Annotated in this window: 23 protein-coding genes; 7 read left to right on the top strand and 16 right to left on the bottom strand. The window is 30.7% G+C overall.

All coding sequences use genetic code 11. The features are described 5' to 3' along the window. Positions 1-88: 88 nt before the first annotated feature. From EV195_RS12300 to EV195_RS12290, 3 genes are all read left to right on the top strand, one after another. Positions 89-1240: a beta-ketoacyl synthase N-terminal-like domain-containing protein gene (locus EV195_RS12300; RefSeq protein ID WP_132795257.1), complete on the top strand. Its 1152-nt coding sequence runs from the start codon at positions 89-91 to the stop codon at positions 1238-1240. 54 nt (positions 1241-1294) lie between these two features. Next, entirely contained in the window at positions 1295-2392 is a 1098-nt protein-coding gene (gene bioB / locus EV195_RS12295) for a biotin synthase BioB (RefSeq protein ID WP_132795256.1), read from the top strand. A gap of 95 nt (positions 2393-2487) precedes the next feature. Next, a complete protein-coding gene (locus EV195_RS12290) occupies positions 2488-3357 on the top strand; it encodes a cupin-like domain-containing protein (protein ID WP_132795255.1) in 870 nt (289 codons plus the stop codon). A gap of 323 nt (positions 3358-3680) precedes the next feature. Here the strand turns inward: EV195_RS12290 and EV195_RS12285 are convergent, their stop codons facing one another. Next, positions 3681-4019, bottom strand: a complete 339-nt coding sequence (locus EV195_RS12285) for a hypothetical protein (RefSeq protein WP_132795254.1) — start codon at positions 4017-4019, stop codon at positions 3681-3683. A 158-nt stretch (positions 4020-4177) separates the two neighbouring features. Beyond that, positions 4178-5524, bottom strand: coding sequence for an RIP metalloprotease RseP (rseP, locus tag EV195_RS12280; RefSeq protein ID WP_132795253.1), 1347 nt, complete (start codon positions 5522-5524; stop codon positions 4178-4180). 151 nt (positions 5525-5675) lie between these two features. Here rseP and EV195_RS12275 point away from each other — a divergent pair, with 151 nt between their 5' ends. Continuing rightward, on the top strand, positions 5676-6350 hold the full coding sequence (locus tag EV195_RS12275) for an SCO family protein (protein ID WP_132795252.1): 675 nt from the start codon (positions 5676-5678) through the stop codon (positions 6348-6350). Between the two features lies 1 nt (position 6351). Here EV195_RS12275 and EV195_RS12270 read toward each other — a convergent pair whose 3' ends face one another. From EV195_RS12270 to EV195_RS12235, 8 genes are all read right to left on the bottom strand, one after another. Beyond that, complete coding sequence (locus tag EV195_RS12270) at positions 6352-6699, bottom strand: SdpI family protein (RefSeq protein ID WP_132795251.1); 348 nt, start codon at positions 6697-6699, stop codon at positions 6352-6354. Positions 6700-6705: 6 nt separating this feature from the next. Then, positions 6706-7572 (bottom strand): acyl-CoA thioesterase, encoded by an 867-nt coding sequence (locus EV195_RS12265; protein ID WP_132795250.1) that lies wholly within the window; start codon positions 7570-7572, stop codon positions 6706-6708. Positions 7573-7605: 33 nt separating this feature from the next. Then, positions 7606-8820, bottom strand: coding sequence for a GNAT family N-acetyltransferase (locus EV195_RS12260; protein ID WP_132795249.1), 1215 nt, complete (start codon positions 8818-8820; stop codon positions 7606-7608). A gap of 34 nt (positions 8821-8854) precedes the next feature. Continuing rightward, positions 8855-9811: a hypothetical protein gene (locus EV195_RS12255; RefSeq protein ID WP_132795248.1), complete on the bottom strand. Its 957-nt coding sequence runs from the start codon at positions 9809-9811 to the stop codon at positions 8855-8857. A 78-nt stretch (positions 9812-9889) separates the two neighbouring features. Beyond that, a complete protein-coding gene (locus EV195_RS12250) occupies positions 9890-10144 on the bottom strand; it encodes a SemiSWEET family sugar transporter (RefSeq protein WP_132795247.1) in 255 nt (84 codons plus the stop codon). Between the two features lie 160 nt (positions 10145-10304). Then, complete coding sequence (gene leuS / locus EV195_RS12245) at positions 10305-13142, bottom strand: leucine--tRNA ligase (protein ID WP_132795246.1); 2838 nt, start codon at positions 13140-13142, stop codon at positions 10305-10307. Positions 13143-13351: 209 nt separating this feature from the next. Then, entirely contained in the window at positions 13352-13774 is a 423-nt protein-coding gene (locus tag EV195_RS12240; protein WP_132795245.1) for a hypothetical protein, read from the bottom strand. A 376-nt stretch (positions 13775-14150) separates the two neighbouring features. After that, positions 14151-15317 (bottom strand): LytR/AlgR family response regulator transcription factor, encoded by a 1167-nt coding sequence (locus tag EV195_RS12235; RefSeq protein ID WP_132795244.1) that lies wholly within the window; start codon positions 15315-15317, stop codon positions 14151-14153. Positions 15318-15445: 128 nt separating this feature from the next. Between EV195_RS12235 and EV195_RS12230 the strand changes: the two genes are divergently transcribed. Genes EV195_RS12230 through EV195_RS12220 form a run of 3 tightly spaced genes read left to right on the top strand, consistent with a single transcriptional unit; the run spans position 15446 to position 17304 of the window. After that, positions 15446-15877, top strand: a complete 432-nt coding sequence (locus tag EV195_RS12230; RefSeq protein ID WP_132795243.1) for an OB-fold protein — start codon at positions 15446-15448, stop codon at positions 15875-15877. Further along, on the top strand, positions 15870-16415 hold the full coding sequence (locus EV195_RS12225) for a YceI family protein (RefSeq protein ID WP_132795242.1): 546 nt from the start codon (positions 15870-15872) through the stop codon (positions 16413-16415). Before EV195_RS12230 ends, EV195_RS12225 begins: the two co-directional genes overlap by 8 nt. Continuing rightward, the gene (locus EV195_RS12220; protein WP_243693115.1) at positions 16408-17304 is read left to right on the top strand and encodes a DUF5777 family beta-barrel protein; all 897 of its coding nucleotides are present in this window, start codon (positions 16408-16410) and stop codon (positions 17302-17304) included. Before EV195_RS12225 ends, EV195_RS12220 begins: the two co-directional genes overlap by 8 nt. 73 nt (positions 17305-17377) lie before the next feature. On the opposite strand, the gene EV195_RS12215 is transcribed toward EV195_RS12220, so the two are convergent. The 6 genes from EV195_RS12215 to tyrS form a co-directional block, all read right to left on the bottom strand. Next, positions 17378-17920, bottom strand: a complete 543-nt coding sequence (locus tag EV195_RS12215; protein ID WP_132795240.1) for a DUF2911 domain-containing protein — start codon at positions 17918-17920, stop codon at positions 17378-17380. Positions 17921-18047: 127 nt separating this feature from the next. Next, on the bottom strand, positions 18048-20132 hold the full coding sequence (locus EV195_RS12210; RefSeq protein ID WP_243693114.1) for a TonB-dependent receptor domain-containing protein: 2085 nt from the start codon (positions 20130-20132) through the stop codon (positions 18048-18050). 93 nt (positions 20133-20225) lie between these two features. Continuing rightward, positions 20226-20594 carry a hypothetical protein gene (locus tag EV195_RS12205; RefSeq protein ID WP_132795239.1) on the bottom strand — a complete coding sequence of 123 codons (369 nt, stop codon included), beginning with the start codon at positions 20592-20594 and terminating at the stop codon, positions 20226-20228. A 276-nt stretch (positions 20595-20870) separates the two neighbouring features. Further along, a complete protein-coding gene (locus EV195_RS12200; RefSeq protein ID WP_132795238.1) occupies positions 20871-21281 on the bottom strand; it encodes a hypothetical protein in 411 nt (136 codons plus the stop codon). A 16-nt stretch (positions 21282-21297) separates the two neighbouring features. Next, positions 21298-21711: a hypothetical protein gene (locus tag EV195_RS12195; protein ID WP_132795237.1), complete on the bottom strand. Its 414-nt coding sequence runs from the start codon at positions 21709-21711 to the stop codon at positions 21298-21300. Between the two features lie 423 nt (positions 21712-22134). After that, positions 22135-23439, bottom strand: a complete 1305-nt coding sequence (tyrS, locus tag EV195_RS12190) for a tyrosine--tRNA ligase (protein WP_132795236.1) — start codon at positions 23437-23439, stop codon at positions 22135-22137. Between the last annotated feature and the right edge of the window lie 62 nt (positions 23440-23501).

Genomic DNA, 23501 nt, shown 5'->3' with positions numbered 1-23501 from the left:
AATCAAGAAAAAAAATTATAATTCTTTAGCTTCCCAATACTTATTTAGTTTAAAGATTTAGCCTTAATTTTGCTGAAATTTTTCTGTTTTGAAACCAATATCAATATCAGCCTTTGCATCAATATCTCCATTAGGAAAAACTTCTGAAGAAGTTTGGAATAGCTATTTAGATAATGAGCATAGAATTACAAAAAGAGACTTTAAAAATTTTTCTGAATGGACTGCTAATATTTCTGATGAAGATAAAAAACATATTGAGGACATTCGAAATTCAGACAATAAATACAAGAATTTAGACGACACTGTATTGTTTGCTATTTACGCTTCTAGAAAAGCTATGTTAGATGCTAACTGGAAAGAAGGTGATGATTTTGGAATCAACATTGGTTCATCGAGAGGAGCTACAGCTCTTTTTGAAAAATATCATCAAGAATTTTTACAAACAGGAATCTCTTCTACCTTAAGTTCTCCAACAACAACTTTAGGAAATATTTCTTCTTGGATTGCGCATGATTTAAAAAGTTCTGGACCCGAAATTTCTCATTCTATAACCTGTTCTACAGCATTACACTCGTTATTAAATGGTGTTGCATGGATTCAAGCTGGAATGTGTGATAAGTTTTTAGTTGGAGGAAGTGAAGCACCTCTTACTGATTTTACAATAGCTCAAATGAAAGCCTTAAAAGTGTACTCAAAAGAAACAGAAGGTAATCCATGTAAAGCTTTTGATTTAGAAAAAACTAAAAACACCATGGTTTTAGGTGAAGGAGCTGCCGTTGTTTGCTTAGAAAAAGATATTTCTGAAAGAACCATAGCAAAAGTGGAAGGTATTGGGTATGCTACAGAAGTTTTAAAACATAATACATCGGTTACAGCAGATGCTGAATGCTTTCAAAAGTCAATGAAGATGGCCTGTAAGCATATCAATCTAGAAGATGTTGATGCTGTTGTAATGCATGCTCCCGGAACTATAAAAGGTGATTCATCAGAAGTAAACGCTATAAAAAAAGTCTTTGGTGAAAAAACTCCATTTTTGACTACCAATAAATGGAAAATAGGACACACTTTTGGTGCTTCTGGATTGCTAAATTTAGAACTTGGTCTGTTAATGTTACAACATCAAAAAGCCATTGAAGTTCCTTTTGCAGAGAAACAAAATCAACCGAAACAACTTAATAAAATACTTGTAAATGCTGTAGGATTTGGAGGAAACGCCGTATCAGTTTTAATTTCAAAATAATATAATAATACAATTACTTTTCCTACTTTTGGTAATGCAAACAATGACGACTATATGAGTGAGACTAGACACAATTGGAGTAAAGAAGAAATTTTAGAGATTTATAATAAGCCGATGATGGAACTGTTATATGATGCAGCTACAATTCATCGTAAACACCATGATCCAAATACGGTTCAAGTATCAACCTTATTATCTATAAAAACCGGAGGATGTCCAGAAGACTGTGGATATTGTCCGCAAGCGGCAAGATATCACACCAATGTTGAAGGAAATGATTTAATGACAGTAAATCAGGTGAAAGCTCAAGCTTTACGTGCAAAAGCTTCGGGAAGCTCAAGAGTTTGTATGGGAGCTGCATGGAGAAATGTAAAAGACGGACCTGAGTTTGATCAAGTTTTAGAGATGGTGCGTACTATTAATAAACTTGACATGGAAGTTTGCTGTACATTAGGTATGATTACCGAAAATCAAGCTCATCGTTTAGCAGAAGCAGGTTTATATGCGTACAATCATAATTTAGATTCTTCAGAAGAATATTACAAAGAAGTAATTTCTACAAGAGGATTTGAAGACCGTTTAGAAACAATCGATAATGTTCGTAAAACAAACGTTACAGTTTGTTCTGGAGGAATTATTGGTATGGGAGAAGCAATTGAAGATAGAGCAGGAATGTTAGTAGCTTTATCTACACTAAACCCACAACCAGAATCGGTACCAATTAATGCTTTGGTAGCTGTTGATGGAACTCCATTAGAAGACCAACAACCAGTTTCTATATGGGAAATGGTGAGAATGGTAGCTACAACAAGAATTGTAATGCCTGAAACGCAAGTTCGTTTATCGGCAGGTAGAACTCAAATGACTCAAGAGGGACAAGCAATGTGTTTCTTTGCTGGTGCAAATTCAATTTTTGCTGGAGATAAGTTATTAACAACTCCAAATCCAGATGTAAATGAAGATATGAAGTTGTTTGAATTATTAGGTTTAAATCCGCAAAAGCCATTTATAAAGAAAATGCAACCTAAAACTGTAGAAGCAGAAGATTCTCAATATCAAGATTTAGGAGAAAAACCAAAGTGGAGCAGACCTAGTCATAAAATCGAAAGAAACGAGGAAAAAAAGCAAGAAGCAAAGGAGTTGAAAGCCTAAATAGATTGTATTAATAGATTAATTTATTTTTTCAATTTCATTAAAAAAAGATTTTGTAACGTTTTCTTAACTTTGCGTTTATCAAATTTTTATTCATGGGGTTACAGTTGGAACAAATAGATAGAGTCGAAACCATTACGAAAGAAGACTTTATCAAGAATTATTTTAAACCACAAAAGCCAGTGGTAATTGAGAAATTCATAGAAGATTGGCCTGCTTACAACAAGTGGTCATTAGAATATATGAAGGAAGTTGCTGGAGATAAAATAGTTCCTCTTTATGATGATAGACCTGTAGATTATAAAGACGGTTTTAATGAGCCACATGCTAAAATGAAAATGAGCGAGTATGTTGATTTATTAAAAAGAGAACCTACAAAGTTTAGAATATTTTTATGGAACATCTTAAAAGAAGTTCCTATGCTTCAAAAAGATTTCTCTTATCCAGACTTTGGTTTGAGTTTAATGAAAGGATTACCAATGCTTTTCTTTGGCGGTAGAGATTCTTACACTTTTATGCACTATGATATTGATTTAGCCAATATTTTTCATTTCCATTTTGAAGGAAAAAAGAAATGTATTTTGTTTGACCAAAAACAGAATAAATACTTATATAAAATACCTCATTCTTTAATTACGAGAGAGGATATCGATTTTAATGATCCTGATTTTGAAAAATGGCCAGCACTTAAAAACGCTAAAGGTCATATAGCTGAATTAGAACACGGAAATGTTTTATACATGCCAGAAGGTTATTGGCATTATATGCGCTATGTAACTCCAGGTTTTTCTATGAGTTTACGCGCTATTGCTAGAAATCCTAAGAACTTAGGAAAAGCTATTTATAATGTTTTTATTATGCGTTCTATTGATAATTTAATGCGAAGAATAAAAGGTCAAAAATGGATTGACTGGAAAAACGAGCAAGCTATTGTTCGAACTAATAAAACTAATCGTGTTTCTTAACGAAAAAATAAAATAAAGGGGAATTTTCCCCTTATTTTTTTTACATAAAGTACGTTTTTAATCTTTACTTTTAATACTCTAACCAAAGAAGAAAGAAAAGAAAGATGAAAACATGTCCACACTGTGGCTCTTCTAATAGAGTACGCAGAAAAAGAAGGGGATTTGTAAAGTTTATTAACTTTATTAAATTTTACAATTGTCTCGATTGCCGACAACATTATTATTGGGTAAGTTTATTTAACTTCCCTTTAAAAGTAAAAGCTACTTCTTAAAAAAGAAGTAGCTTTTACTTTATTACTTATATTGTTTATTTCAGTACTTATTTAAAGCCTTCTTATTAAGCATAAAATCAATACTAAAATGCTTAATGGCAAGAATATATTCCAATTAATAAATATTAATACACCACCTATCTCAAAGATTAAATCTTCTATAACATCTATAAAATTATTAGACTTTTTGTATTGACTAATCTCCCATATCAACCATAAAGCCCCAATACTAATAGGAGCATATAAATCTCCAATTAGCAAGCTTAAATACAAAGTTAATACAAAACTTAAGGATAAATGACCAACCTGATTAGTCAACCATCCGTAAGGATTATCTTTAAAATCATTAGGCTCAGAAAGCAGGTTAAATATTTTGGTAATTAAATTCATTCTAAATAAGGTTAGATTCTCCTTATCATCTAAATCTACAATAAGGCACTTCCAAAATAATGAATTTTTTCTTTACATAATAGACCAATATCAATAATGAATCCTAAGAGTTAGAATTACTTGCAAATACAGTTTTTATCCTCTATCCTCTTACAAGCTTATTTAAATAGCTTCACTACATCATTACCGTTGGCGAATATTAATAATGCTAATAACAATACAAATCCAACTACCTGTGCATATTCTAAGAATTTATCACTTGGCTTCTTACCTGTAATCATTTCCCATAAAGTAAACACAACATGTCCTCCATCTAAAGCTGGAATTGGTAACAAGTTCATAAAACCTAGCATAATTGATAAAAACGCTGTGATACTCCAGAAACTATATGCACTCCATTCTGAAGGGAAAATACTTCCGATAGAAATAAATCCTCCTAATCCTTTATAAGCACCAGTACTCGGATTAAATATCTTTTTTAATTGCTTTACGTAATTGGTTAAGGTTGTCCAAGATTTATTAAGACCCGCAGGAATTGATTCCATAAAGGTATATTTCTTATCCGCCAAGGTATAATATCCTAACTTTTCTAAATCAAGTAAGTTTAAAAAAGCAGGTTGAACCATTAATTTTCCTTCTTCATTTACTTTCACATTAATTCCTTTAGTTTCGTCGCCTCTTTTTACGACTAGTTCTGTGCTTTTATTTTTTAATGTTTCTAAAATCGAAGCTACTTCATCAAAATATTTTACTTCTTTTCCAGCAACACTCATTACAATATCTTTAGATTGTAAACCTGAAGCTAAATTTATAGATGTCTCTGGAACTTTTCCAACCACAAAAGGATAACGATATTGAATAAAATTTCCTGCATCCTTATCTCTATCAACTAATTTTGAAATAAAATCAACTGGAATTTCTTTTGCTATTTGCTCTCCATTTCTTTCAATTACAAAATTATTACCATTGATAAACTCTACAGGAATCTCATTAAATTTTTCAATAACTTTACCATCCACAGAAATAATCTTATCTCCAGTTTCTAACCCTAAAGTTTGTGCCAATTCATCTTGAGCCCAAATACCATCTTTTACATTCTCATTTGGCAAATATTTCTCACCATATCCCCACATTAAAGCAATGTAAATTAGAATACCTAAAACAAAGTTTACAATTACTCCTCCTAACATGATTATTAAACGTTGCCATGCTGGTTTAGAACGAAACTCCCATGGTTTTGGTTCTTCTTTCATCTGTTCAGTATCCATACTTTCATCAATCATTCCGGCAATTTTTACATAGCCTCCTAACGGTATCCAACCAATTCCATATACCGTTTCTCCAATCTTCTTTTTAAATAATGAGAACTTATAATCGAAGAATAAGTAGAATTTTTCAACCTTAGTTTTAAATAATTTAGCAGGTATAAAATGTCCTAATTCGTGTAAAACAATTAGTAACGATAAACTTAAAATGAATTGTGATGCCTTTATTAAAATTTCCATAAATGGTATTTAGTGTCTTTTTTGAATTCAGCAAATGTACGTTTTTATAAAGAGTTGTAAAAACGCAGTCTTAACACTTATTTCTGTTTTAACAAAGATTTTAGGAAACTGCCTTTTTAAGCTGTATTTTTGCATTAGAATCTTGCTAAAAATGAACGTACAGTTTTTCAAAAAATCGAAGTATACTTTTCTTTTTTTAATCTTATTTACTCTTATTGCGTTACCTGCATACTATTTTTTAGTGAAAGTAGATCAAAAGCTACCTATTTATAATCCTGCAGATGTAAATCCGAAATTAGTAGACCGTTCGATAAGAATGTTTACTAAAAACCATACTATTGCCGATTTTGAATTGATTAATCAAGATGGAAAAAAGATTACACAAAAAGATTATGAAGGGAAAATTTATGTGGCAGATTTCTTTTTTGTTACCTGTAAAGGAATTTGCGTTCCTATGTCTAACAACATGCTTGAATTACAAGAACGTTTTAAAGATGATAATGATGTTATGTTCTTATCACATTCTGTAACTCCAGAGTTAGACAGCGTACCTGTTTTAAAAGCTTATGCTGAAAGAAAAGGAATTATTAATGGAAAATGGAATGTTACTACTGGAGATAAAAAACATATTTACGAATTAGCTCGTAAGAGTTATTTTGCCGTTTTAGATGAAGGAGATGGTGGTGCGCAAGATTTTATTCATACCGAAAACTTTATCCTAATTGATAAAGACAAACGAATTCGTGGAATGTACGACGGTACAAAGTTTGAAAATATGCAGAAAATAATTGATGATATTTTACTACTAAAAGAAGAGTATAAATAAGCTATTTCTTCAGTTTATTTCCTTCCTTATCAAAGTGTTTATTCAATTCTTGTTCTGTTTTAACAACACACACACCAAGCGTTAATACCATAATTGCAATCGGTTGCCAAGAAGTGTCTTTAGCAATAAAAGCAAACACTAATGCAGCTGCTAAAGCTATTGCAGAATACTGAAGTAAAAACTTATTAAAAAGCGAATTTGCTACCTCCCAAACGTTTTGATTCGCCATAGATCTTGGGGTTCTATACCCATAAAAATTATTAACTTTTTTAGGCGGATAGAAATAAAAAACAAGGCTTAGTAAAAAAACCAATCCGTTAACAGAAAGTACGTAATAAAATGGACTCATAATTCTTTATTTTGATGAAGGTCTCATTAATCCTTCTTGGGCTACTGAAGCTACTAATTTACCATCTCTTGTATAAATGTTTCCGCAAGCAAAACCTCTTGCTCCAAATGTATTTGGACTTTCAATTGAAAACAGCATCCAATCTGAAAAGTCAAAATCTCTGTAAAACCACATCGAATGATCTAAACTTGCCATTTGTGTGTTTCCAAAATGTGCTTTACTTGCATTTGGATATAAACACGCTGTTAAAATATTATAATCAGAAATGTAGGTTAAAATTTGCTGCTTCATTTGCAAGTTTACATCGGTACTATCTCCTTTTAATTTAAACCAAACATCAACAATTGGCGGTAAATTTTTTTGTTCAAATGGATTTATAACTTGTACTGGTTTAAAACTGATAGGACGTTCAATACTTAAAAATTCTTTCATTTTTTTAGGCAGAAAATCCCCGAACTGATCAAGAACATCATTCCAACTTAACAAATCCTCTGGTGGAGTTAAGTCTTTTTTCATTGGCATTTGATGTTCATATCCTTCTTCTTCTTTATGAAAAGAACACGCCAAAATAAAAATAGTTTTATCGTTTTGATGAGCTGTTACTCTCCTTGTAGAAAAACTACCTCCATCTCTAATTGTTTGTACATTATAAATTATTGGCAACTCTAAATCTCCAGCTTCTAAAAAATAAGAATGTAGTGAATGTAAAATTCTTTTGTTGCTTATTGTCTTGTAAGCCGCGTGTAATGCCTGGGCTAATACTTGTCCGCCAAAAACATTTGGGCTTCCTATATCTCTGCTAATTCCGCTAAAATTGTTATTTCCTTCGTCGGTGAGACTAAGAATATTTAGCAAGTCATTAGTATCTTTCATTTGGTTAAAATTTACAAAATAAAAGTACTCTTTTTAGTTTTGAGCAACAAGTGTTTTAACTTTAAAAGGGAATTTTTGACTGAAAGGCGTAGGCTGAATTTTATTAATAAAGAACCTTAAAATCTTATTTGGTATATGATTTTTATGCCTAAAATAAATTGTTAAGTTTTGTGGCTCTGCTCCTACTGAACTTTTAATTTCACTTGCAGTTCTTCCAAAATTAATTTGCTTTAATTTGTTTTCAATGGCAATCTGAATATAATCGTATAACATTCGTTGATATACAGCATACTCTCTATTATATTCATAATCAATACCCACAAAATGAGCATCTAAATTAGCTTCGTTTATCATTGCTGATAAAAACCCGACTAATCTACCATTTAAAACATATCCTTTTATAAGGTAGTTTTCTCCTAAATTTTTCTTTAAATCTCCGTAAGATTCTAAATTAAAAGAACCTAAATTAAATTCAGCTTTAGAAGAAACACTTTTATAAAGCACTTCCATTTCTGGTAAATACTTTTGCAGATTACTTTCATCTATCTCTACTATGTCAAGAGGAAAACTTAGTTCCATAGCTTTTTTAGCTTTTACACGAAACTTAGTTTTCATAGCCCCTAAATAATCGGAAAAATTATGCCAATCTTTGTCGATTTGCATTAGCATATTAGGCTCTACATTAAACGAATGATAATTGTATTCTAGCAATTCGTCAGATACAAAAAGTGATTCATGTATAAAATCTTTTAACATGAAACCACTTATTTTATAACTAAACTGTTTTTCGTCATTAACTAACTGAACAACAGATTTTGCTAACTCTTTAATTACCTGCTGTTTGTTTTGATTACTTTTAATAAAGATTCCATGTTCACCACTTACAAAAGTATTACCACAAGTAAGAATCTTAAAAGGTTTTCTGTTTGTAATTAACCCTAAACGTCTTCCAATTTTTTGAATTTTTTCAGCAATACCCTTTAAATCATTCTGCACATTCTCAAGAAAAAAATCGACTATCTGAATAGTAGCAAAAGCAATTGGACTATCATGTACATCGTACAAAATTACATACCAAAAATCTATGTTTGGGTGATTCTCAGCTAGCGATATTAGATACTTTGGATTAAAATACAGGTTATCAGTACAGTGTAATTCTTGGAAAATTTTGGCAGGAATAGCTTCTACAGCTCTAAAAAACTGAGCTTTATAATCTGAATTTTTAACCTTACACTGATGAAGTATCATTTTCCAAAATAATAAATTAAACTAAAAGAGACAATTAAACCACGCCGTGGTTCCAAACTGGTACTTTAAAAAACTGACTAACCTTCATCATATCACTTAACATATACTCCTTATCACCATGATTTAACAAATTTATTCTATCTCCAGAATTTGTCACTAAATTTAACTCATAACATACATATCCACCACTATTATTACTAGAAACATACTTTTGTAATAATTGTAACGCGTATATATTTTGAAAAGGAATTAAAGTTCCGTTAATAATAACACTTCGTTTATATTTGTGCAATTGTGTGGTAGAAGAAAACACAAAAGTCAAGATTATTCCTACTAACATAAATACACCTCCTGAAGTAAAAAATAAATTACCCGCTTTCATAAATGTAAGTGGAATATTTGATAATTGAAAGTACTCAATAAAACTCCAGACAACATAATTAAGTCCTATAAAAAAGAAAGCTAACGGTACTGCTTTTAGCGTTGTAGTATTACTAATTTTATATCCAAAATTTGTTTTTTTTAATTGTTGACTATAAAAATTACTTCCTGAATTTTTAGTAGCTTCCCAAGAAACAGATTGTCCAATTGCATCTTGAGCAGGGTCTTCAAAGACAAAATCAATACGCTTATTAGTAGGCGCGTTTTTTTTCTTACTTGCTAAATAACTAGAACCAAAAATAGCCACAAATAATACTGCTAGCATAAACAACATTCCTCCTGTTTTGTAATAGGTATATTGTTCCTTCAAAATAACTTTCTCTGTTATTGGAACAGTTATTTCTAAAGTCTTTAATCGATGATTTGCCTTTGCTGAAGGTTGGTTTATATTACGTAAAGAATCTAATTCTATTTTTTCTTTCTCATATTTTTGAACTCTATTCTCGTAAAGACCATACGATTTTTTGAGTTGTGGATATCCAACAAAAATAAACATGCATAGCGGAACAAGCCAAAATAACCAAACATGGTTAATAGATATCTTTTTCATAGAGCTATTTAATAGATGCTATTTGATTTGTAATAGAAATGGGGAAAATGTTACAAAAAAAATATTCAACCACTTCTATTATTTATACTTTAACTTCATTAGTATAAGTGAAAATGCACTAACTCCTGTAATGGTATTTGCTAAAATTATAGGCAAACTATTTAAGAAGATACCGTAAATCAACCAACAAACAATTCCTAAAAAAAATACGGTGTACATGGTTAATGATAATCCTTCCGTAGACTTTGTTTTCCAAGATTTATATACTTGTGGTAAAAAGGAAGCCGTTGTTAAAAAGGCTGCTAAATATCCTAAAACTTCTTGAAATTCCATCTTTAAATCTTATTTAATTCTTATTGTCATTCCGTCCCGATGCTTTGAAACAGATTAACGTCGTTAAAATTTTTATCTGAAATAAATTCAGGTTGAAAAATAAAAAAAGGTTGCTTTGATTAGTAGTATCAAAACAACCTTATCTACTATAATTTTATCGTTATCCTACGATGTTAATAATCTTACCTGGCACAATAATTACTTTCTTTGGTGAACGACCTTGTAATTGTTCTTGTGTTTTCTCATGCGCCATTACCACCTTTTCAATCTCATCTTTGTTCATATCTAAAGGCAAGTTTAATTTGAAACGCATTTTACCGTTAAAAGAAACTGGATATTCTTTCTCTGATTCTACTAAATACTTCTCCTCAAATTTAGGGAAAGGTGCAGTTGAGATAGAATCTGAATTTCCTAATTTACTCCACAACTCTTCTGTGATATGCGGCGCATAGGGAGAAATTAAGATTAATAACTGCTCTAAAACTGATTTGTTATTACATTTCTGAGTGGTTAACTCATTTACAGCAATCATAAAGGTAGAAACCGACGTGTTGAACGAGAAATTCTCGATATCTTCTTCTACTTTTTTGATGGTTTTATGCAATGTTTTTAAACTGTCTTTACTTGGTTCTCCTTCAGAAACTTCAAAATTTTCTCCGTTATAGAATAACTTCCATAATTTTTTTAAGAAAGAATATACACCAGAAATACCAGAAGTTTTCCAAGGTTTAAATTGCTCTAACGGACCTAAGAACATTTCGAATAAACGTAAACTATCTGCTCCATATTCTGCACAAATATCATCAGGATTAACAACGTTAAACCAACGCTTAGACATTTTTTCTACTTCACGACCAACGATATACTTTCCATTCTCTAATTCAAACTCTGCGTCTGTAAATTGTGGTTGCCAATTTTTTAAACTTTCAATATCTAATTCATCCGAAGAATTAATCAACTTAACATCTACACGTAATTCTTCTGTTTCATATTGATCTTTTAAACCTAGAGAGACATATTTATTCGTTCCAGAAACTCTGTAAACAATTGCAGAAGTACCTAAAATCATTCCTTGGTTGATTAACTTCTTAACAAATTCATCTACAGGTAAATATCCTCTATCAAATAAGAATTTTTGCCAAAAACGTGCATATAGTAAGTGTCCTGTTGCATGCTCAGAACCACCAATATATAAATCAACTTCTTTCCAATACTCAACCGCTTCTTTACTTACAAACTCACCTTCGTTATCTGCATCCATGTAACGGTTAAAATACCAAGAACTTCCTGCCCAACCTGGCATTGTGTTTAGTTCTAATGGGAAAACACTAGTGTGATTTATTTTTTCATTACTAACCACTGAATTTGTTTCAGTACACCACGCCCAAACATCAGCATTTCCTAACGGAGGTTTTCCATCTTCTGTTGGTAAATACTTTTCTACTTCTGGTAACACAATTGGTAAATGTTCTGAAGCAATCATTTGCGGCATTCCGTCTTTGTAATATACTGGGAATGGTTCTCCCCAATAACGTTGACGACTAAATACAGCATCACGTAAACGATAATTGATTTTTCCGTAACCGAAACCACGTTGCTCCATTTCATAAATAACCGTTTTCATCGCTTTTTTATACGATAAACCGTTTAAGAAATCAGAATTTGCGATTACTGTTTTTTCTTTATCAGCAAACGCCTCCTCAGAAATATCTACACCTTCAAAAATATTTGGAATTTCTAATCCGAAATGCTTAGCGAAATCATAATCACGTTGATCTCCACAAGGAACTGCCATAACAGCTCCCGTTCCATAGCTCGCTAACACATAATCTCCAATCCAAATTGGAACTTGTTTTCCTGAGAATGGGTGAATTGCATAGGCTCCTGTAAACACACCCGAAATTGTTTTTACATCGGCCATTCTATCGCGCTCAGAGCGTTTTGCTGTGGCTTCAACATAAGCTTCTACTGCTTCCTTTTGATCAGCAGTTGTAATTTTTGCTACTAATTCATGTTCCGGAGCTAATGTCATAAAACTTACTCCGTAAATAGTATCAGGACGTGTTGTGAATACATCAATCTTTGCATCATGTCCATCAACATTAAAAGAAACCATTGCTCCCTGAGATCTTCCAATCCAGTTCGTTTGAATATCTTTTAACGGTTGTGGCCAGTCAATTCCATTTAAACCATCTAACAAACGTTGCGCGTAGGCAGAAATTCGCATAGACCATTGTGTCATTTTTTTACGAACAACAGTATGTCCACCTCGTTCTGAAACTCCGTTTACAATTTCATCATTTGCTAAAACTGTTCCTAAAGCTGGACACCAGTTTACTTCTGTATCTGATAAAAAAGTTAAACGATATTGTAATAATATTTCTTGTTGTTTTGTTGATGAAAATCCTTTCCACTCATCCGCAGTAAATGTTACGATATCTTCATCACAAACTGCATTTACAGTTGTGTTTCCTTCCGCTTCAAATTTTGCAACTAACGTGCTAACATCTTCTGCTTTATCGGTATCTTTATTATACCAAGAATTGAACAATTGAATAAAAATCCACTGTGTCCATTTATAATACTCGGGATTCGAAGTACGAACTTCACGAGACCAATCAAATGAAAACCCGATTTTATCTAACTGTTTACGATATGTTTGAATATTCGTTTCGGTTGTAATAGCTGGATGCTGACCAGTTTGAATTGCATATTGCTCTGCTGGTAATCCAAAACTATCATATCCTTGAGGATGCAATACATTAAATCCTTTGTGACGCTTGTAACGAGCATAAATATCACTAGCAATATAACCTAACGGATGTCCAACATGTAATCCTGCTCCAGATGGATAAGGAAACATATCTAACACATAATACTTAGGTTTATCTGAACTCCCTTCGACTCCGCTCAGGACAGGATTATCTGCTTTAAAAGTTTGGTTTTTTGCCCAATACTCTTGCCACTTCTTCTCTATTTCTTGGTGATTGTATTGCATCTTTTATAATTGTTCGGTCGTTACGATAACTAAAATTACATGTGAATCTTTTAAAAAGGTTCCTGTTGTTCGTAACGGCGTGATTTTAAAGCTGCAAATTTACAGTTATTTCAGGATTAAAAAAGTCAAACACCATAATTGATTGTATAAATAAAAAGGATGATACCGAGCAAAGTATCATCCTTTAGAGCAAAAATTGTTTACTTGGTTCAATTTAAACAATCCTTATAATTAGAATCTTTTCTGTATAAAGTACTAATTAGGTTGTCATCTTCATACATTTCTATAATATTTTTATTACAAGTTACTTTTAACTCGTATGATTTTGTATTTCCATGGTTGAAATCAATCATTAGTTTTGAATCAATAATTTTATAGCTATGTTTTCCTGGAATTGGTTCTGTAAATTTACCTTCTGTTCCGTAATATGTTGATCGTTCTCCGTTTTTAAAGGTGTACATAACCGCATCTTCAAAATCTTTTAACAACCACTCTCCATTTTCTAGAATTGCTACTTTATCTTCTATGGTTAACTCTTGTGGTAATTCATCCTCAGATTTGGCGCAACTAACAACAAAAGTTAGTGTTAAAATTGCTAATCCTCTTAAAATTTGATTTTTTAAATTTTTCATAATTGTTAGGTATTTTTGATTTCTGTACAAACATCCTTATAACCTTTAGATTTTATACTAATAAACTAAGCGAAACAGTTAAAAAAAGGGTTAAAAAGGAAAAAAACCACTTGAAGTTTTAACGCTGTCTTGCATAACTGGCAGCTCTTGCGCAATCTATCAAGATGGTATAACTTAATTTTGCTAATGCTTTTAACCGGTATAATAGTCTCTTTGTCATTGTTTTCAAGTTTTGTGTTATAGTAATTATTGTTATTACAGCAAATAACTATAACACAACTAGTTTATCAATCATAAACCTTTATGAAACATTCAAAAAAGTGGTTAAAAAGGAAAAAATGATGTTTAAAAAAAGACCGTTTTAATTTTTAAGCTTTTACATATTTAGCCATTGCTTAAATTCTGCAGCTTTGTTTTTACTAATAATTATTTCTTCGTTTACCTTAGAGTTTAAAACAATTTTAAGCTGACTTTTACCATACTTTATAATTTTATCTATGGCTGAAATACTGATAATATATTGTCTGTTCGCTCTAAAGAACAACGTAGGATCAAAATTAGAATACATATCATCTAAGCTAGCATTTGAAGTAGATTTTTTACCATCAAAACTCATAACATAGGTAATTGTGTTTTCTGTATAAATATAAGCAATATCACTAATTAATACAGGAACCAATTCATTACGCATGTATGTTAATATTCTTTTTCTGTTAAACTCATTCGTTTCTGTAATTATTTCAATTTCTTCTTCTTTAGGTAACGCTTCTATTGGTTCCTCATTTTTTTGAAGTTCTTCTACTGCTTTCTTTCTAAGTTCAATCAACTCTTTTTCTTTTCTCTCTTTATAATTCACCAAATCGGTATTTAATTTTGATAAATTAATCACTTCAGATTCTAAGGAAGTATACTTCAGTTCAAGATGTTTTTCATAGTTACTTCCAATAATTCTAACAGCTAAAGAAGAAAGTATGATTACTAAAATTCCCATGATTAGAAAAATCATGTAGAAATTTCTTTTTAGTTGTTGAAGTTGCTTATCAATGCTACTTATATTAACATTTGCTGCTACCAATAAATCTGTACTCTTAACTGGCGCTGTATGAATTACCTCAACATTCTCACCTTTCGAAGACTTATTTGCCACTAAAAGATCATATAAATCTTCAGAATTATTCTTTTCTTTTAATGATTCTAACAGTGCTGCATTTGAACTTTCAATTTCACCCAACTTAGTTTTATCAGGATAGCAAACTTTCTTTCCCGACCAATCTAAAACAGAAATAAACCAAGCATTTGTATTGGTTCCTAAAATAGTTTCCTGAAGATTCTTTAGCACTTCTTCTTTATCTGAATCTTTTGAAAGTTGAAAATTTATGATACTTGCTATTTCATTAGCTTCTCTTTTACTAGTTTCAACCTGAACCTCTATTAATTGATTAGCACTTGCTTTGATAAAATAATTTGCACTAAATAATGAAATTACTAAGAAAACTAGTGTTATTGACAACACTGTAAATAAGTATAAAGCATCTTTTCTCATTGGATAAAACTACAAATAATTAAACCAGGTTTTTTTCCTTTTTATTCTTTTATTTTCCTTTTCAGCATAAATTGTACTTCGATTATAAAAATAAATAGTTTACTTTGAATCATTGTAAATATACCACTATGATAAAAAAACATTCTTTTTTTAAGGGATGTATGTTGGTTTTTTCTATAGTTTGTATCAACTATTTTATAGTTGCCTGTTCCAACCAAAATAACATCAAAGAAACAGTACCAAAATACATTGTTTCCGCTGATACTATTTTACTTGAATTTACAACAAATGAAGAAACAGCCAATACAAAATATATTCATAAGGTAATTGAAGTGGTTGGCAAAATCAAAGAAGTAACCTCTTTAAACAATAGAAAAACTATTATTTTACAAACAAATACCAATTCAGGAATTATTTGTGATGTAAACGATAGTGATCTAAAACTGGTAAATGATTTAAAGAAAAATCAACTTATACATATAAAAGGAATTTGTAAAGGATATTTAAAAGATGTAATTCTTTTGAACTGTTTTATAGATATAACGAATCAACATGAATAAACTACGACTTTTACTACTCTTATTGTTTTTAAAACTCGGAACTGTATTTGGACAGCAATTTATTGCGAGACAAGGACAAGTTACTTTTTTCTCATATGCAACGGTAGAAGATATTGAAGCAAAAAATAATCAAGTATTGAGTATTCTTGATTTTGATAAAAAGGAAATTGCAGCAAGTATGCTAATGCGTGCTTTTGTTTTTAAAAAGAATTTAATGCACGAGCACTTTAATGAAAGCTATATTGAGTCGGATTTATACCCAAAAGCCACATTTGAAGGTTTTTTGTTAGAAGGTTTAGAAAATGCTGGTCCACAAGTTCAATTCATTAAAGGGAAAGTAACCATTCATGGAATTACGAAAGAAATAGAAATAAAAACAACCATTCAAAAAACTAATGATAGGTATACAATGTCTGGAGAATTTAATTTAACTGTAAAAGATTTTAACATTAAAATACCTCCAATACTCTCAAACAACATTGCAAAAGTTGTACTTGTAAAATTTAATTTCCAATATGAGCCTTATGAAAATGAATAAAATAGTATACATATTAGCAGCTATCGCTTTTTTCCCTTTTACAAGTAAAGGACAAAATTTGTTGGATAAATTAAATAATGAGTTTCCAGATAAACCTATTTATGAAATGGCGACTTTTAAAACTACACGACTTGGTTTGGGACATTCTGTTGAAACTAGAAAAAAAGGTGCTTTAGAAATTTCATGGTACAACAGGTATTGGAATAGACCATATGGTGAGACACAGTTTTTTTTAGCAGACGAAGTAAATATGCGTTTTGGATTAGATTATGCGCTTTCTAATAATTTCGCAATTGGTGTTGGTTATAGTACTTGGGATGAAGTTACTGATGGATATCTTAAATATAAATTTCTAAAACAGACAAAAAACAAAAAAGGAAATATAGTTAGCATGGTAGCTTTACAAACTTTATCTATGACTAAAAATGATATTTCAACTGGATTGTACGGCGGAAATCCTGATGTTACTAATTATAGTTTTACCACACAACTTTTAATTGCTAGAAAATTTAATCCAAAATTTTCTGCGCAAATAAGTCCATTTTTTATTTCTAGGAGTAACGGCTCAATGAATGTTGAAGATCCAAAAAATCAATATGGTTTAGGGTTTGGTGCACGATATAAAGTAGGTGGACACGTTTCTATTGTTTCTGAATATTTTTCTGTTTTCAACCCGTTGAAATCAGTTAAAACCTATAATCCGTTTATGATAGGGGTAAATTGGGAATTAAGTCATTTAATGCTTCAATTCCAAATGACAAATGCTAGAACTTTTGCTGAGGATTCATTTATTACACAAACTGCCAATAATTTTAATTTCCATGATGGAAATTTCCATTTCGGATTTAATGCAACGTTTGTACTTCATACTAATAAAAACAAACTGTAAAATAGAATTATATCACAATAAAAAAAGCCTGAGCAAATAAAATACTCAGGCTTTTTTTATGTTTAATAGTTTTTTATCCTTTTACAGGAAGAGAAACTACTACATCTCCCCATCCCATGTACATTGTTGCTTCATTATCTTTTCCTTCAAAAACGATTGAAAAAGCTTCTACAGAATTTTTCCCTTTTGAAACTTTCGCAGTAGCTCTAGCCACATCTTCGCTTTCGTTGTAAAAATAAGCTCCCCAAACATTTTTAGCAGTACTTAAAATTACAGTCCACTCTTTATCTCCAGGAATTGTAAATAAGGTATATGTACCTGCTTTTACAGCTTTGTCACCAAAAGTAACGTCTTTATAGAAAGTAATTTCAGCTGCTTCGTTAGCACCAGTTCTCCATACTTTTCCATTTGGAGCTAATTTATCTAAACCTCTTCCTTTTAACTGAGGACGGCTATAAATAACTTTTACTAACTTATCCGAAACTCTATAACTTGCAGGATATGCAGCGGCATCCATAGGGCTTTTGTCTAAGTCAGAAAATTTCTGTGCAAAAGCATTATCAGAAAATACTAATGCAACTACAAAAACTACTATGGATAAAATTGATTTTTTCATGATTGATTGTTTTAAATTATGATATTAAGGAATTAGTCTATAAAATTAACTAACCTTACTATCAATTACTATTAAATTTTTGTGAAAAAAATAAACAGCTCGCATTTAACGAGCTGCTTAAGTATTTTTAAAACTTATACTGTAAAAAGAATGTAAAATTCCTACCAGGTTCTGTAATTGGTGCCATAGAAAAACCAGCCTGATTTCTATATGAAAAATTTAAGTGATTGGTATATGCTTTATTAAATACATTTAAACATGCCGCTCCAAAGGTTAAATTATCTAAAAACTTGAAACCTCCTTTTATATCTATGGTTTGATAACCTAGAGTTGTTGTTTCTCCAAAAGATTGCGCAATATTATTCTGTGTAGAAACAATATTATACTGTGTGTTAACCCAATATTTGTTTTTTTCTATACCAGCAGATATTCTTACAGTCAAAGGCGGATTTAAAGGTAATGACTCATTAAAGTCTTTATTGTTGGTTTTTACATAAGCCATTTCTCCTTTTATAAAATAGTTTTGTAGCATAGTAAGTCTAGCAGCAACTTCAAATCCAGTTTTTGATGCATCTTCTATATTTGTAAATACTTTTGTGAACTGAGGCATTGCCATAGGCATAAATTTTCTAGGAATTGTTGGATCTACCACAGCAGAAATATAATTTTCAAAAATTGAATGATATACAGATGTTTCGTATACTAATGACAAGTTATTATTGACATCGAAACTCCCTTTGAAACCAATTTCAAACTGATTATTTACTTCAGGATTCAATAACGGATTTCCTAAGTATTCGTATGAATCTTGTCCTACCGTAAAATGATTAATAAAACGCTCAGCCATATTAGCAGTTCTAACACCTCTTCCAAAAGCTACCTCAAGAATTGCCTTTCTTGAGAACTTATGTTTTAATGAAATTGTTCCACTTACATTAACTTCACTTGTTTTAGTAATAGGATATCTTGATGCAAAATCTGTTTCTAAATCCTTTGCATCAGCATCTATGAAATCCACACGAACTCCAGTTGTTAAGAATGTTTGTTTTCCAAAACTATAAATTGATTCCGTGAATACTCCAAAATCATTTATATAAGCATCTTGCCAAATTTTGTCTACAAAAACCATAGGCATTGGTAACATAGTTCCATTCATCATTTTTACAGTTCGTGTTCTATTTCCTTCTCTTGCAATATGCATTGCATCTGTACCGATAAAAAGATTAAGTGACTTATCTAACTGTAGATTCAATTCTAATTTACCACCAATAGTTGTTGAATTTACTGGTGAAGAAGCAAACATCATTGGGAAATTTGGGCGATTAGCATTTGTCATCAAATGATCAACGTAACTGTAATATCCTTTTGCTGTGACAGATGTTAAAATGTTTCCAATATTTTGAATATTATAATCTAACGATAAAATCGAACTGTTATCAAATTCGGTATCCATTGGTAATGCAGCATGTTTTACATCTCTACCAAAAGACTGACGCCAATGTGCTTGCAAACGTTGACTATCTGTTATGTTGTAACCAACTTTTACACCATAATCAGTACTTTTAAATGCTGATGGAATTTCGTTTCCATTTCCATCTTCATAATCATTAAAATTGCGATAGCCAACATTCCCAATAATATCATATGTATCTGTAACTTCTTTTAGTTGAAGCATGGTTACATAAGAATTTCCATTTGTTTCATAAGCACTAGAAAGCTTTCCATGAAAGCCTTTTTCTAAATTTTGATAATCTTCGGTTACCATATTAACAATTCCTCCGAATGTTGCTCCATAACGAACTGTATAGGGACCTTTTATTACTTCAATTTTCGAAACTTCTTCTGGAATTACATGTGTTGTAATTGGATCCATTCGGTTTGGACATGCATGCATAGCTTTTGTAGCTCCATCGTACATTACATTTAATTGCTCATATAAAGAGGCTCTAAAAGTTGGATCGATAGCGTAATTTCCTCTTTTTACTAGTGAAAAACCATTTATTTCTGAAAATAAATCGGCAACATTTTTAGGTTGAATTACCTTTTTTTGATACTGGTTATTTACTAAAGTGTGCACATAGTTATTCTTAGGATTACTATGAATTAGAACTTCATTAAGCTTAACTCTTTTAACTGTTGTAGTATCTTTTTGTGTTTGTGCTTGCACATTTACAAATACAATGCTAATTAGCATCATACATATTTTTTTCATCTTTTTTAGATTTGAAATTTTACATAGGTGTTGCTATAAAAGCTATTTTATATGAAAACAGCTTTAGCTTTTAAAAAAATTGATATGTAAAATTTATACTGAAGGTGGATGAAAAACGCTTTGATAAAATAGATAGCTGTAATCTACTTTGTAATGAAATTTGTTTTTTTGAATTGAAGTGGTTACAGGTTCATTTTCCAGTTTTAAAACTCGTACAAATCCTATAGGATATTCCTCCATATGAATTCGTAACGAATTGAAATCGTCTTCTTCTTGTTGTTTAAGTTTTTCCATTAATTGACATTTTCCATTACAATTCAGTTCTGGATTGTCTTTATTAATACACAAAACTTTAGCAATATAATCGTAATTAATAGCATATTCTACAAAAGGGGCTATTGGTCGCAACATTGCAATTATATACAAGAAAACAAATAGATATGAAGTAAGTTTTATTTTCAAAAAACGAAGCTACATTTACAGTTTGCAAAGATAGATTTCTTTTAACTTAATTAACTCAGAAATTGTAGATTTTATAGTGCTTGTTCAGGTAAAAAAAAGTGTTTCCTTAATTTTTTTGTTTGAAAACTTTAACAAATTGATTTCATTTTATATTAAACTTAGAACAACGCTAAAAAGTAAGATTATAGGAAGTGAAATCAGCTGTGCTTTCGTTGATTTAAATACATCTAAAATTAAATTCCAACAATATATATAGATTAAGAAAGGAATACCAAATCATAACAAAGGAAAATCATTTTCAATTGTTATTTCTACTCCTGCTAAATACCAAAATAATCTTAATAGAAACATTAAAGTCCCAAAAAGAATCCAAATAGAATTAAATTGTGCTTTTCTAATCTTTAATTTTCTTCTCTTATCTTTTACATATACTTTACTCATCCATAAATTGGTAGTAAAACAAAAAGCAAAACAAACAGAACTAAAAGCTATCAATAAGTAATAGAAAGGATTAATCTCATAATTTAAACTCCAATCATCAATATACATTCCTAAATTACATAGTCTAAGAGTAAGCCTAAAGAGATAGTTTAATGTAAAAGCATAACCTAAACCAATTAATATTCCACTATAAAACTGAAATTTTCCAATTTCACTAACTCCAAAAGTTTGTTTATACTTATTCAATTCCTTATTTAAATTTCTAACTAAAATCAGGACTATAAACTTCGTGAATAAACCCAAAGTTCTCCTCAAGAAAGGTAATTACCTTCTTGGCTAAAACCTCATCATTTAATGAAATAAGCAATTCTTTATGAGTGTGTTTATCATTTAATAAAGTGACATCATTCTTGTGATAAGACAATGATTGGTCTGGACTAGCTACAGAAAACCAAGCCATTTTTTGACGCTTACTCAGCTTTAAAACTGCTACTTTGGATTTTTGTGTTATAATAATTTTCTTTTTGAAAATCAACTTCCCAAAAATATAAGTACCTAAATATAAGTCGCTATTAACTTTTAGTACTCCAGATTTCAAAAACAGTGAAAAGACTCCCAATAGTAGTATACTAAAAAGAAAAAGAAGCTTAGGAGTAACTAATGACCACTGTTTCATTCCGTAAATTGAAAGGTGATCGTTTAGGACTGTAACGCCACGATAATAACTGGCAACCCAATTACCATAGCAACATGTGTTTTTTGATGTGCTGTTAATTTACTTTCTAATATGATTTCGTTTTGCATAGTTAATTTTTATGATTATTGGTGAACAAAATTCTGAATTAGTTACAATTACAAATTTTATTTTTATTTATTCTAAATAAATATTTATATTTGTGCAGAATTTTATACTAGATGATTGTATTTTATACCCCTAAAAAAGAAACAATTACAAAATTACACAGCTTAAACACTTGTGATAGCGCTTGTGCTGCTTCTTGTTTAAAACCGAAAAGCAAGTGTTGTAATAAGTATAAGAAAAAAGGCATCAACTGTAAGCGATGCCCTTTAACTATTGATGTAAAAATTGCTTCCTAATTTATTCTACTTTTAGTAAAAAGTAATTCTTTTTCCCTCTTTGTAGTAACACATACTTGTTAGCAATTAAATCTGAAGATGTAATGGTATAATCTTCATTTATCTTTTCTTTATTAACAGAAATAGAGTTTTCTTTTAAAGCTCTTCTTGCATCTCCGTTCGATTTTAAAAATTGTGTTTTTGCCGATAAGGCAGCAATCATATCTAAGCCAGCTTCAAATTCGGCTTTATCAACAACAGCTTTAGGAACACCTTCAAAAACGTCTAAAAAAGTTATTTCATCTAAACTCTTTAAGTCATCAGCGGTTGATTTTCCAAATAAAATATTAGAGGCAGTAATCGCTTTATCTAACTCCTCTTTAGAATGCACAAATGTTGTAACCTCTTCTGCTAACTTTTTCTGTAACAAACGAGCATGTGGTGCTTCTCTATGCTCTTCAATTAAAGTGTCTATCGTTTCTTTATCTAAAAATGTAAAAATCTTAATGTATTTTTCAGCATCTTCATCTGAAGAATTTAACCAAAACTGGTAAAATTTATATACCGAAGTTTTATCTGCATCTAACCATACATTTCCTCCTTCTGATTTTCCAAATTTAGATCCATCTGCTTTAGTTATTAAAGGACAGGTCATAGCAAATGCTTTTGCATCTACTCCAGGATTCATTCTTCTTACAAGCTCTGTACCCGTGGTAATATTTCCCCATTGATCAGAACCTCCCATTTGCAACATACAATTATGGGTTTTATGTAAATGGTAAAAATCGTACCCTTGAATTAATTGGTACGTAAATTCTGTAAACGACATTCCACTCCCAGACTCTCCAGAAATTCTCTTCTTTACAGAATCTTTTGCCATCATATAATTTACGGTAATACGCTTACCTACATCTCTAGCAAATTCAATGAAAGAAAAATCCTTCATCCAATCGTAATTATTCACTAAAATTGGGGCATTGGCTTGTTTACTATCAAAATTTAAAAAACGAGCTAATGTTCTTTTGATACCATCAACATTTTTAGCTAACGTTTCTTCATTCAATAAATTTCTCTCATCAGATTTACCTGATGGATCTCCAATCATACCCGTAGCTCCACCAACTAAAGCGATTGGCTTATGACCAGCTTTTTCTAAGTGAACCAATAAAATAATCGGAACTAAACTACCTATATGTAACGAATCCGAAGTAGGATCAAAACCAATATAAGCGCTTGTCATTTCTTTTTCTAATTGTTCTTCGGTTCCTGGCATTATATCATGAACCATTCCTCGCCATCTAAGTTCTTCTACTAAATTTTTAGCCATTTTAAATTTACTTATAGTGAATGAATCGCAAATATACTATTTAGATACTTTTTACATTCTTC

This window comes from Tenacibaculum skagerrakense (assembly GCF_004345825.1).
GTDB lineage: Bacteria > Bacteroidota > Bacteroidia > Flavobacteriales > Flavobacteriaceae > Polaribacter > Polaribacter skagerrakensis.
The sequence above is the reverse complement of the archived record's forward strand: the minus strand, read 5'-3'. Positions and strand labels throughout refer to the sequence as shown.